The sequence below is a fragment of the Sphingomonas sp. genome (assembly GCF_036269755.1).
Classification (GTDB): Bacteria; Pseudomonadota; Alphaproteobacteria; order Sphingomonadales; family Sphingomonadaceae; genus Sphingomonas.
This window is the reverse complement of record NZ_DATBDV010000002.1, coordinates 20,253-32,391: the sequence shown is the minus strand read 5'-3', so window position 1 is coordinate 32,391 and position 12,139 is coordinate 20,253. Positions and strand designations below refer to the sequence as shown.

Genomic DNA, 12,139 nt, shown 5'->3' with positions numbered 1-12,139 from the left:
CCACCCACCCCCGACCCCTCCCTGAGAGGGAGGGGAACACCGTCAGAACAATCCAGGCGTCTCGCGTTGTGCCGTATCCGGATGCGCCGGGGTGATCAGCTCGCGCTTGTTCTGCAGCGACAGCGTCGACTGACCGGTGCTAGCGGTGATCTTTGTGCAGGCCTTGCCTTCGAGGAAATCGAGCGCCGAGCGAGTCGAGGCTTCGCGGGGGTCGCCGAGCGGGTAGGTGACGTCGTCGCCCGCCTGGCAACTCGCTTCCACGAAATTGGCGAGCCCGTCATAGTAAGCGCCCTGGTGGTTGGCGTTCTGCAACGCGAACGCGATCACGCGCAGCCGGTCGTCGCACGCCGTCTTGTCGACCGCGATCTGCCCGACCGGCTTGCCATAGGTGTTGGTGCCGACCAGCGCTTCGTTGGCGTGAAGATACGGCACCATGCCGTTGATCACGAGCTCGCTCGCCGACGCGGTGCCGGTCGTGCCGATGAACGCGATGTGCGTCGGCGCGATCGATTGCGGCTGGGCGGTGAAAGTGTGGGTCGAGTTGTTCGACGACTTTTCGGGGCGGAAGGTGGTGTATTCGAACACGTCGCTGGCATTGCGGTTCGCGCCGAGCAGATCGCCCATCAGATCGGCGATCGAGATCAGCCCGCCGCCATTGTAGCGCAGGTCGACGATCACGTCGGTGACGCCCGCCGTGCGGAACTGCGCGAACGCGTCGCGCAACGCCGGGTCGGCGGTGTTGATGAAGGTGCGAAGGTTCAGATAGCCGTATTGCTTGCCGCCCTCGGTGATGATCTTGGCGCCGTAGCGGCTCGACACCGGGGTCAGCGAATAATCGGTCTTGGTCACGGTGACGGTGCTGGTGACGCCGCCGGTGACGACCTTGAGCACGCGCGTGGTGCCCGCCGTGGACGGGCCGAGCGCGTCGCTGACGGCTTGCGCGCCGCCGCTCGCGATGATCGTGTTGACGGGCACGAGGTTCGACGCGTCGGTGCCGATCGCGAGGATTTCGGTGCCGCGATCGATCCCCGCGGCAAGCGCGGGCGCGCCCTCGAAGCTTTCGGCGACGAACACGCGTGCGGCGACGGTGTCGTACGCCAGCCGCACCCCGAACCCGGCGCTCGATCCCGAATTGTAATAGGCGTCCTCGGCCGCGATCGAGGTGAGGTATGTGAAATAGCGGTCCTTGTGCTGCGCGCGCGCCGTCGCGGTCAGCGCGTCGATATAGTCGCCGACGTTGGTGTACGGCGTCGGATCGAGATTGGCCGGGAGCGTGTCGGGGAACAGATACCATTCCTTGAGCGTCGCCGCCGCCCAGTCCTGGCGCTCGCGCAGGCTGCAGCCCGCGGTGGTGGTGCCGCCACCGCCGCTCGACGTCCCGCCCGATCCGGTGCTGCTGGTCGCACCCGACGTTCCGCCCCCGCCACCACAACCGCTGACCATCGCGAGCGCGACCGCCGCGCCGATCGTTCGCCCGAACCGTTTTCCCCGCATAACACCCTCTAATTACCCGCCGAATCCCGCCATCGACGAAGCGACCGTGAAGCATTTCGATCCGAAAGTCACGAACGCAGATCAGTCGCGTTGCCAAGCCGGTGCGCGGCGGGCATGCCGACATTCGTGACTCGCAAGATCATCCACGTCGACATGGATGCCTTCTTCGCCTCGGTCGAACAGCGCGACGATCCGGGATTGCGCGGGCGTCCGGTCGCGGTCGGCTCGGCGAGCGGGCGCGGGGTGGTGGCGGCGGCGAGCTACGAGGCGCGCAAATTCGGCGTGCGGTCGGCGATGCCCTCGGTCGTGGCGCTGCGGCGGTGCCCGGACTTGGTCTTCGTGCCGCACCGGTTCGAAGTCTATCGCGAGGTGTCGCGCCAGATCCGCAGCATCTTCCACGACTATACGCCGTTGGTCGAGCCGCCGTCGCTCGACGAGGCCTATCTCGACGTTACGGCCAATCTCAAGGGGTTGCCATCGGCTACTGCGACAGCGAGCGAGATTCGCGCGCGAATCCTCGACATGACTCGGCTGACCGCGTCGGCGGGCATTTCGTACAACAAGTTCCTCGCCAAGCTCGCGTCGGACCAGAACAAGCCCAACGGCCAGTTCGTCATTCCGCCGGGGACGGGGGAGGCGTTCGTCGCCGCGCTGCCGGTCGGGCGATTCCACGGCATCGGGCCGAAGACCGCGGAAAAGCTCAACCGAATGGGGATCGAGACCGGCGCCGATCTGCGCGCGGCCGACCCCGCGATGCTGCTCGCGCGGTTCGGCAAATCGGGGGCGTGGTACCACAAGATCGCGCACGGCGAGGATGATCGCGCGGTGACGCCGGATCGCCCGCGCAAATCGTCGGGGTCGGAAACGACGTTCGAGCATGATTTGACCACCCCCGACGAAGTGCTGGCGGCGGTGCGGCGAATGGCGGATCACGTCTGGACGTGGGTCGAGCGGACGCGGACTTCGGGCAAGACCGTGGTGGTGAAGGCGCGCTACGCCGATTTCCGCATCGTCACGCGGTCGCGAACGCTGGAGCGCGCGGTGGCGAGCCACGCCGATCTGATCGCGGTAGCGGAGCGGCTAGTCGCGACGCTGTTTCCGCTGCGGAGTGGGATTCGGCTGGTCGGGGTGACGCTGGCCTCGATGGAGGAACTGGGCGAGGCGGAGCAGCTGGCGTTGCCGGTGGAATGATCGCAAATTCGCCTCCCGCTTGCGCGAGGGGCTAGGGTGGGCCTGTTCCTTAAGCCGCCGCCCGACTGGCCCACCCCCGACCCCTCCCGCGAGCGGGAGGGGAGAGCATCTTACCGAACTGCCCCCCGCGCCCTATCTCTCCCGAAACAACCCCCGGAGGGATCCCGCCAATGACCGAGTCGACCGACTACACCCCGCCCAAGGTCTGGGCTTGGAACAAGGAAAATGGCGGTCGCTTCGCCGCGATCAATCGGCCGATCGCTGGACCCACGCATGACAAGGACCTGCCGGTCGGCAAGCACCCGTTCCAGCTCTATTCGATGGGTACGCCCAACGGGGTGAAGGTGACGGTGATGCTCGAGGAATTGCTCGCCGCGGGACACGAAGGCGCTGAATATGACGCTTGGCTGATCCGGATCGGCGAGGGCGACCAGTTCGGCAGCGGGTTCGTTGCCGCCAACCCCAATTCGAAGATCCCCGCGCTGGTCGATCATAGCGGACCCGAGCCGGTGCGCGTGTTCGAGTCGGGCGCGATCCTGCTCTACCTTGCGGAGAAGTTCGGCGCGTTCCTGCCGTCGGACTATCCGGCGCGCGCCGAAGTGCTGTCGTGGCTGATGTGGCAGATGGGATCGGCGCCGTTCCTGGGCGGCGGGTTCGGGCATTTCTACGCCTATGCCCCCTTCAAGATCGAATATGCCATCGATCGCTATGCGATGGAGGTGAAGCGGCAGCTCGACGTGCTCGATCGGCGGCTCGGCGAGAGCGAGTATCTCGGCGGCGCAGATTATTCGATCGCCGATATCGCGTCATGGCCGTGGTACGGCGCGCTGGTCAGCGGGCTGGTGTACGACGCGGGTGAATTCCTTCAGGTGAAGGAGTACAAGAACGTGCTGCGCTGGGCCGACGCCATCGCCGCACGTCCGGCGGCCAAGCGCGGGCGGATGGTCAACCGCGTGATGGGCGACCCCGCGAGCCAGTTGTGGGAACGCCACGACGCCAGCGACTTCGACACCAGAACGCAAGACAAGGTCGCGCCGGTGGAATGACGGCGCAGTTCGACTTGTTCGGGGCGGCAAAGGCCGACCTTCCGTCGGGGCTCGCCTATCGCGAGGGCATTCTGAGCACCGACGAAGAAGCCGCGCTGCTTGTCGAGCTTACCAACGTTTCGGTGGCGCCGTTCCGTTTCCAGGGCTGGGTCGGCAAGCGCCAGACGGCGTCGTTCGGATGGCATTACGATTTCGACACCGCCAAGTTCGGCGAGGCCGATCCGATCCCAGACTTCCTGCTCCCCCTGCGGCGACGCGCCGCCGAGTTCGCTGACCTTCCCCCGGATGCGCTCGTCCAGGCGCTCGTCGTTCTCTACGATCCCGGCGCCGGGATCGGCTGGCATCGCGACCGGCCGGTGTTCGAGCATGTCGTCGGCATCTCGCTCGGCGCGCCCGCTACGCTCAGGTTGAGGCGGCGCACCGAGAGCGGCTTCGAGCGCGCCAGCCTGCCGCTCAGCCCCCGCTCGATCTATCACTTGAGCGGCGAGGCGCGGCACCAATGGGAGCACGGCATCGCCGAGCATGACGCGCTGCGCTGGTCGGTGACCTTCCGCAGCCTCGCCGAGCGGTCTGGAACCCGACGCTAGCGCGACCCATTTAGAGCGCTGGAGAATAAGCGATGGCGAACGGGTGGGCGCCCGACGGCGCGGTGCAGGATCAAATCGACGACACGGTGGCGGACGCGGTGGCGCGGGCCCGCGCCATGACGCCCGCGGGCGACGGCAGCGAAGAATGCGAGGCGTGCGGCGAGCCGATTCCGGCCAAGCGCCGCGCCGCGCTGCCGGGCACGCGCACCTGCGTCGCTTGTCAATCGCAGCGCGATGCGGCGGTGAGAAGTGTGGGGATCAACCGCCGCGGCAGCAAGGACAGCCAGCTGCGCTGAGACGCTGAAGCGTCTGCACCGAATCTGCACGGCAATCGCGCGCGACGGAGACCGCGTGCGCCGCACCTTGCTCACCACAACACGCGATGAGGCTCCCCGACAACAGGGAGTGTCGCGAATGCGGGTGCGGATCGAATCGAGCTTTATCGCGAAAGTGGCGGCGGCGGCTGCCTTGGTCGCGCTTGGCGACTGGCTGTTCTGGGACATCGATGGCGTCGGGTCGACACTTGGGGTGTTCGCGATAGCTTGGACAGTCGCGACGGTGTTGCTGACGCTCGGGGCATGGCGGCGGCTCGGAGCGATGGTGGCGGGCGCCGTCGCGTTGCTGATCGGCGCGATCCTGTTCGACGACCCGGGGCTGCTCGCGGTGCTGCTATTCGGCTGGGCGCTGGCGACCGTCGTGCTGCTGCCGCGTGTGAGGTTCGACCATGTCGGCCGCTGGGCTTTGCGCATCCTCGTATTCTGCTTCGCCGGATTGATCGGACCCTGGGCCGATCTGATCCGGATCGGGCGGCTGGCGCGAACCGCGAACCAGGGGGCGAAGCTGCGTGGCTGGTTGCCGCTGCTGCCGTTGCCGCTGATCGGCGGCGCGGTGTTCCTGACCTTGTTCGCCAGCGCCAACCCGTTGATCGGCGATACCTTGGCCCGGATCGGCCTGCCGAGCTTCGACATCACTACCTTCTTCCGCGTGCTTTTCTGGGGCCTGCTGTTCACCTTCGTCTGGGCAACGCTCCGCCCGCGGCGGATTCAGCCGACCTTTGCGGAGGCGCAGTCCGAGGTCGGGCTCGACTTGCCCGGCATATCGACAGGTTCGGTGACGCTCGCGCTGATCACCTTCAACGCGCTGTTTGCGCTCGAAAACCTACTCGACCTCGCTTTCCTGTGGACCGGCGCGCCGTTGCCGAAGGGGGTGTCGCTCGCGAGCTATGCGCACCAGGGCGCCTATCCGCTGATCGCGACGGCCTTGCTCGCCGGATTGTTCGTGCTAGTTGCGCTGCGGCCGGGATCGGACACCGCCAGGGTGCCGCTGATCCGGCGGCTGGTGATCGCCTGGGTCGCGCAGAACGTGTTCCTCGTTGCGTCGAGCATCCTGCGCACGGTCGATTATATCCAGGTGTACCAGCTGACGGAGCTGCGCATCGCGGCGTTGATCTGGATGGCGTTGGTCGCGGTCGGGCTTGTGCTGATCGTGTGGCGGATGCTGGCAGCCAAGAGCGGCGCGTGGCTGATCAACGCCAACGCGCTCGCGGCCGGATTCGTGTTGCTGATATGCAGCGCGGTCGATCTCGGCTCGGTCGCCGCGACGTGGAACGTTCGCCACGCGAAGGAGGCGGGCGGGCAGGGGCAGGCGCTCGACCTGTGCTACCTCAACCAGCTCAATTCGTCGGCGCTCGTCGCGCTGGTCGAAATGGAGCAGCGGCCCAATTTGCCGCCCGATTTCGCACAGCGGCTCGCCTGGGTGCGGCACCATACGTTGCAGCAGACCCGGATCAGGCTCGCCACCGGCTGGACGTGGCGCAACCAGCGGCGGATGGAGCAGCTCGCGGCGATGCTCGGCGGCCGCAAGCTTCCCGCACCGCCGGACCCCGGCCAATATGGCCGCAATTGCGACGGCTCGTTGGTCACCGGGCCAGCGCCGGATCGCGAAGCGACCGATGCCGCGAACGAGGCGGCGGCGAACGCCAGTGCGCCAGCGCCATTGACGAACGCGGCGTCACGATGATCATGTGTCCCATGCCGCGCACGATCCTGATCGCCGACGATGATCCGCACATCCGCCAGCTGCTGACCTTCGCGTTCGCCAAGGCCGGGCTCGACACGGTCGAGGCCAACGACGGCGAGGCGGTGCTGGAGACGACCGCGCGGCAGAAGATCGACCTCGTCGTGCTCGACATCAACATGCCGCGGATGGATGGGCTGGAGACGTGCCGGCGCTTGCGGGCAGAGGGCGATGTGCCGATCCTGTTCCTGTCATCGCGCGACGACGAGATCGACCGCGTGCTCGGGATCGAGCTCGGCGCCGACGATTACGTCACCAAGCCGTTTTCCCCGCGCGAAGTGGTGGCGCGATCGATGGCGATCCTGCGCCGCGCCAGTCCCCAGCCGCCGGTGGTGGAGGCGGGCACGCGGATCGATCACGGCCGGCTGAGCCTCGACACCGACGGCTGGCGCGCGACCTGGGAGGGCAAGGAGGTGCCGCTGACCGTCACCGAATTCTCGATCCTGCGCACGCTCGCGGTGATGCCGACGCGGGTGTTCAGCCGCGATGCCATCATCGACCGGCTGCATGGCCCGGGATTCGCGGTGACCGACCGCACGATCGACAGCCATATCCGCAATTTGCGCGGCAAGTTCGCGGGTGTGGGGGGCAGCGATTTGATCGAAACGCGGGCGGGGGTGGGGTATCGGCTCGGGGCCTGCGCCGGGGCGTGATGGGGCGACCCAAACAGTGGCTCAAGGCGCATTGGCCCGCGCTTCGGCTGCGCACGATCCTGTTCGGCACCTTGCTGTTCACCGCCGCGTTGCCCGGGTTCGGCGCGCTGTTCCTGCGCGTCTATGAGAATACTTTGGTCCGTCAGACCGAGACCGAGCTGATCGCGCAAGGCGCGGCTTTGGTCGCGACGACCCAGGCGCTGTGGCCGGGCGCAGCGCCGGCCAAGGTCGCGCCGGCCTACCAGCCCGAAGAGTCGACTATCGACTTGCGCGCGACTCCGGTGCTCGACGAGCGCCCGCCGGCGCAGGCGAGCGACCGGCCGCCCGACCCGCAAGCGCTCGCGGTGGCGCGGCAGATCGGACCGATCCTCGCCACCACCGAAAACACCACGCTCGCCTCGATCCAACTGATCGACCGCAACGGCGTCGTGATCCTGGGCCCGGAAGCCGGGGGCAGCTACGCGCGAGTGCCCGAAGTCGCGGCGGCGCTGCGCGGTCGCGTCGGTACCGTGTTGCGGGAGAACGGACGCTATGCGCAGGTCTATGCGTTCGAATGGCTCAGCCGTGCCTCGTCGCTGCGCATCCATCACGTGCGGCCGATCGTGGTTGACGGAAAGGTGGTCGGTGCGCTGTTGCTGTCGCGTAGTCCGCGCGCGTTGTTCCGCGGGCTGTACGAGGATCGCGGCAAGATCATCTTCGGCATCGTCGTCATCTTCGGGTTGCTGCTGGTGATTACGACGCTCCTGTCGCGCGGCATCGCGCGGCCGGTCGAGGCGCTCGACAAGGCGACGCGCGATGTCGCGGCGGGGACTGGCGTAGTTCCCGACACGCCCACCACCGCCGCGGTCGAGATCCGCCAATTGTTCGACAATTTTCGTGGCATGGCCGCCGCAATCGACCGCCGGTCGCGCTATCTGCGCGACTTCGCCGCCTCGGTCAGCCATGAGTTCAAGACCCCGCTCGCCGGGATTTCGGGCGCGATCGAATTGCTCGAGGACCATGGCGAGGACATGGACCCCGCCGAGCGTGCGCGTTTCCTCGCCAATGCCAAGGCCGATGCGGCGCGGCTGTCGCAGCTCGTCACGCGACTGCTCGACCTCGCGCGCGCCGACATGGCGACGCCCGATCCAGCGGCGGCGGTCGATGTGCTCGGCGCGGTGCGGCAAGCGGCGGACGCGTTTGCGAGCGATGGCTTCGCGGTGACGGTCGAGGCGCCGCCGGCGCTGCCCGCAGTGGCGATGCCGCGCGCGACGATCGACGCGGTGCTCGGTGCGCTGCTCGAAAATGCGCGACAGGCCGGGGCGGATGCGGTGACGATCGCCGCCGAGAGCCGCGACGGCAGCGTGCGTATCGGGGTCGCGGACGACGGCCCCGGCATCGCGCCCGCGACCGCCGAGCGGATTTTCGAACCGTTCTTCACCACCAAACGCGCGAGCGGCGGTACGGGACTGGGGCTCGCCATCTCGGCGTCGCTGTTGCGCGCGGGCGGCGGATCGGTCGCGCTCGACCCGCAAGCAGCATCGGGCACTCGCTTCGTGATGACGCTGCCGGTGTCAGCCTAAACGGTCGAGGTCGGCCACTCGGTTGACGTTGACGGGGGCGGGGAGCGCGAGTTGCCCGGCGCCGACCGAGCGCGCCCAAGCGCGGATCGAGCGGTCGTCGCTGGTCGCGAGCCAGTGATCGAGCGCGGGCGCGAGCGTCGCCGGCCAGATACCGATCACGGGACATTCGGAGAGGATCGCTGGGCCTCCATGCGCCAGCAGCGCAGGAACGAGGTCGGGATCGATCAGCGGCGTGTCGCATGGCAGCGTCACCACATGGTCGAAACCGTTCGTTCGGGCATGATCCAGCGCGGCATCGAGGCCGCCCAGCGGGCCGAGGTCGCCGCTCGGCCGGTCGGACACGCACTCCAGGCGTTCGTGCGCGCGGCCGCAGACGATCAGGCCGTCGACGTGCGGCGCGAGCGCGTCGGCGACATGATCGATCAACGCTCGCCCGTCGAGCAACGCCGCCGCCTTGTCGCTGCCGAACCGTTGCGATCGCCCGCCCGCCAGGATCGCGCCGAGGATCATGTCCTCAGCAGCGCATCGGGGCGAACCAGGACGTGGAGCGCCAGCCCCGCTTCCTCGGCGCGCGCGACGGCAAGCGCGGTCGGCGCGGAGATCGTCGCGAGCATCGGGCACCCCGACAGCGCGGCCTTCTCGACCAGTTCGTACGAACATCGCGACGAGAGCAGGGCGAACCCGCCGTCCCAGCCGGCCCCGGCGCGCAGCATCGCACCGATCAGCTTGTCGAACGCGTTATGCCGCCCGACATCCTCGCGAACGTCGAGGATCGTGCCATCGGCCGCGCATCGCGCCGCGGCGTGCACGCTGCGGGTGGTGCGGTTGAGCTCCTGCCGTGCGTCGAGCGCCGCCGCCGCCGCGAACACGGCATCGCTAGTGCCCGCCCAGCGCGGCACGTGCGGCAGGGCGCGCATCGCCTGCTCCAAATTCTCGACCCCGCACAGCCCGCACGACGAATCGCTGGTGCGGTGCCGCACGCGCACCGCCACGCGGTCCGCGACGGCCGAAGAGACCGTGATCCGCACGATCGATCCCACGGGGGCCGCGTGGCACTCCACGTCGACCATGTCGCCGGCGCCATCGATCAACCGCTCGGTCAACGCGAAGCCGTATGCCAAATCGACCAGATCGGCGGGCGTCGCCATCAGCACCGCATAGCCGACGCCGTTGACCTCGATCGCGACCGGGCTTTCTTCTGCCAGCAATCGCTCGCTCGCGGCAGCCGAACCATCGCGCTCGACCCGCTCGAAGCCATGGCTGCGCGTGCCCACAGGCGGTTCGACGGCGGGTTTATCGGTCACGAGAAGGTCTGGTGGAGCTGAGGGGAATCGAACCCCTGACCTCTGCAGTGCGATTGCAGCGCTCTCCCATCTGAGCTACAGCCCCGCTCCACCCCCGATGCGCCTTTTGGCGCTCGGGAGCGGTGCGTCTAGCGGCCATTTTCGGGCTTTGCAACACACCGCCAAGCGGGCACGCGAAACGCTTCGCGGTGGGTTCGCGCGAATGACCGGCAGACCGCGCGGTATGCGACGAACCGCTGGAACTTGCACCATTTCTCCACCGTTATGATGGGCAGGTGGACGCGGATTTTCCTCTTTGTCCGCGCCCGCCGTCGAACCCTGAAACGGACATAGGAGATTTCGATGGCCAACGAACGCTACCCGCGCGGCCGGTCGCAGGACGACTGGAACCGCGACAGCCAGGGCTACGGCCAATACGGCGATTACGGCCAGTCGGACCGCGGCCGTGGCGACGATGCGGCGGCGCGCGATTACGGCTCGGGCCGCGACTCGTTCGCCGGCGGGCGCGACGATTACGGCGAGCGCGGCTATTACAGCCGCAACCGCATGCAGGATTACGGCAATCGCGGGTACGGCCAATCGCGTGGCGGATATGACGATGATCGCGGCGGCTATGGCGGCTACACCGCCAATCGCGACCGCGGCCGGCCCGACATGGATCGTGGCGATCGCAACCAGGGCCGCGGCCGGCCGCAGGGCTATGACTATGACGAACGCACCTTCTTCGACCGCGCCGGCGACGAGGTTCGCTCGTGGTTCGGCGACAACGAGGCCGAGCGGCGCCGCGAAATGGACCAGCGCTACGACCGGTCGCGCAGCGCGCGCGACGACCATTATCACAGCTGGCGCGCCGGGCAGATCGCCGCGCTCGACCGCGACTATGACGAATATCGGCGCGAGAATCACGAGCGCTTCACGAGCGAATTCGACGCCTGGCGCAAGGAGCGCGACACCCAGCGTTCGTCGCTGTCGCGCGTGACCGAGCATATGGACGTGGTCGGCTCCGACGGCGGACATATCGGCACCGTCGACAAGGTGCGCGGCGACCGCATCCTCTTGACCAAGAGCGACCCCGATGCCGGCGGCCGCCATCATTCGATCCCGTCGCGCTGGATCGAAAGCGTCGACGACAAGGTGACGCTACGCAAGACCGCCGACGAAGCCCAGGCGCATTGGCGCAACGAGGAGAGCGGCGCGTTCTTCGGCGACGATCAGGACCGCGAGGAGGACGGCCAGGGCCGAATCCTCAACCGGAGCTTTTCGGGGACGTATTGATCCGCTCATTCCCCTCCCTAAGAGGGAGGGGCTAGGGGTGGGTGGCGTCCGGGTAGTACGGATGCGGCGCGCAAGTACGCGGTCGTACCACGAGCACGTCACCCACCCCCAACCCCTCCCTTTCAGGGAGGGGAGTTAACGTTGAGGCCAGACCGGCGTCGGCGTGGGCGCCGGCGCCGGGCCAATCACCGCGCGCCATTCTGGCGGGATCGGCACGTCGGGCACCATCGGCATCGCCGGGAAGCGAGTGCGCGCGGTCGCGAATAGCGCGCGCGCGCGGGCTGCTCCCGGCGTGGCGGCAGTGACGCCGACCCAACGCCAGTGCCACGGCTCCCACGTCACGCCTTGCGCGTTGCCCGGCGGGAACGACAGCTCGAACCCGAACTCGGCGGCGTGCTGGAGCAGCCAGCGCCCCGGCGGCGTGCGCGCGATGCAGTCGCTGACGTCGCCGCAGCCCTTGGCCAGCGGACGGATCCCGAAATCGAGGGCATAGCCCGTGGCGTGTTCGCTATAGCCCGGCGGGCCCGAACTCTTGGCGCGTTCGGCAGCGTTGGCGCAGCGCTTCTTCGGGCCGATCTGGCTGCAGAAGATCTGGCGCTGGCGCTCGATGGTGCGGAAGCACGACACGCCGCGCAGCCTGCCTTTGACCGCCGGATCGAGATTCGCGGCGGCGAGCAATTGCTCCATCGCCACCGCTGCGTCGCGGTGCATCTCACAAGGCCGCCCGACCCCGAAATCGTTGGGAATGGTGACGATGTCGGCCGGGTTTGCCTCGGCATAGGGCAAGTGCCCGAGCATCCGGCCGTCGGGCATCGGCTCGATATTCTGGCCGGGGCATAAGGTCACGGGGGTGAGTGCGAGCGCGGCGGCAGGCAGAATCCCGGCGAGAAATCCGAACAACCAACGCAACCGCATGAAACGCTCCGGGGGGATAAAGCGACAGCCTCACTG

The 12,139-nt window shown here is 68.0% G+C and carries 12 protein-coding genes and 1 tRNA gene; 8 read left to right on the top strand and 5 right to left on the bottom strand.

Annotated elements, in window-relative coordinates; all coding sequences use genetic code 11:
* Positions 1–42: 42 nt before the first annotated feature.
* Positions 43–1,494 carry a S41 family peptidase gene (locus tag VH326_RS00965; RefSeq protein ID WP_329629923.1) on the bottom strand — a complete coding sequence of 484 codons (1,452 nt, stop codon included), beginning with the start codon at positions 1,492–1,494 and terminating at the stop codon, positions 43–45.
* Between the two features lie 114 nt (positions 1,495–1,608).
* On the opposite strand from VH326_RS00965, the gene dinB reads away from it, so the two are divergent.
* The 7 genes from dinB to VH326_RS00930 all read left to right on the top strand — a co-directional run bounded on the left by dinB (position 1,609) and on the right by VH326_RS00930 (position 8,609).
* Positions 1,609–2,685, top strand: coding sequence for a DNA polymerase IV (gene dinB / locus VH326_RS00960; RefSeq protein ID WP_329629922.1), 1,077 nt, complete (start codon positions 1,609–1,611; stop codon positions 2,683–2,685).
* A gap of 170 nt (positions 2,686–2,855) precedes the next feature.
* Positions 2,856–3,731: a glutathione-dependent disulfide-bond oxidoreductase gene (gene yghU, locus VH326_RS00955; RefSeq protein ID WP_329629921.1), complete on the top strand. Its 876-nt coding sequence runs from the start codon at positions 2,856–2,858 to the stop codon at positions 3,729–3,731.
* Positions 3,728–4,318, top strand: a complete 591-nt coding sequence (locus tag VH326_RS00950) for an alpha-ketoglutarate-dependent dioxygenase AlkB (RefSeq protein WP_329629920.1) — start codon at positions 3,728–3,730, stop codon at positions 4,316–4,318. The genes yghU and VH326_RS00950 overlap by 4 nt, the downstream gene beginning before the upstream one ends.
* Before the next feature lie 32 nt (positions 4,319–4,350).
* On the top strand, positions 4,351–4,614 hold the full coding sequence (locus tag VH326_RS00945; RefSeq protein ID WP_329629919.1) for a DksA/TraR family C4-type zinc finger protein: 264 nt from the start codon (positions 4,351–4,353) through the stop codon (positions 4,612–4,614).
* A 118-nt stretch (positions 4,615–4,732) separates the two neighbouring features.
* Complete coding sequence (locus VH326_RS00940; protein WP_329629918.1) at positions 4,733–6,337, top strand: DUF4173 domain-containing protein; 1,605 nt, start codon at positions 4,733–4,735, stop codon at positions 6,335–6,337.
* 11 nt (positions 6,338–6,348) lie between these two features.
* Positions 6,349–7,047, top strand: coding sequence for a response regulator transcription factor (locus tag VH326_RS00935; protein ID WP_329629917.1), 699 nt, complete (start codon positions 6,349–6,351; stop codon positions 7,045–7,047).
* Positions 7,047–8,609: a HAMP domain-containing sensor histidine kinase gene (locus VH326_RS00930; RefSeq protein WP_329629916.1), complete on the top strand. Its 1,563-nt coding sequence runs from the start codon at positions 7,047–7,049 to the stop codon at positions 8,607–8,609. Before VH326_RS00935 ends, VH326_RS00930 begins: the two co-directional genes overlap by 1 nt.
* Here the strand turns inward: VH326_RS00930 and mobA are convergent.
* The 3 genes from mobA to VH326_RS00915 form a co-directional block, all read right to left on the bottom strand.
* Positions 8,601–9,119, bottom strand: a complete 519-nt coding sequence (mobA, locus tag VH326_RS00925; protein WP_329629915.1) for a molybdenum cofactor guanylyltransferase — start codon at positions 9,117–9,119, stop codon at positions 8,601–8,603. The two genes, VH326_RS00930 and mobA, sit on opposite strands and share 9 nt — an antisense overlap.
* Entirely contained in the window at positions 9,116–9,913 is a 798-nt protein-coding gene (gene fdhD, locus VH326_RS00920; protein WP_414714229.1) for a formate dehydrogenase accessory sulfurtransferase FdhD, read from the bottom strand. Before fdhD ends, mobA begins: the two co-directional genes overlap by 4 nt.
* Positions 9,914–9,922: 9 nt before the next feature.
* A tRNA-Ala gene (locus VH326_RS00915) sits at positions 9,923–9,998 on the bottom strand.
* A 257-nt stretch (positions 9,999–10,255) separates the two neighbouring features.
* Here VH326_RS00915 and VH326_RS00910 point away from each other — a divergent pair.
* On the top strand, positions 10,256–11,188 hold the full coding sequence (locus VH326_RS00910; protein WP_329629914.1) for a DUF2171 domain-containing protein: 933 nt from the start codon (positions 10,256–10,258) through the stop codon (positions 11,186–11,188).
* Between the two features lie 135 nt (positions 11,189–11,323).
* Here the strand turns inward: VH326_RS00910 and VH326_RS00905 are convergent, their stop codons facing one another.
* Positions 11,324–12,103 carry a M15 family metallopeptidase gene (locus VH326_RS00905; protein ID WP_329629913.1) on the bottom strand — a complete coding sequence of 260 codons (780 nt, stop codon included), beginning with the start codon at positions 12,101–12,103 and terminating at the stop codon, positions 11,324–11,326.
* Positions 12,104–12,139: the final 36 nt, after the last annotated feature.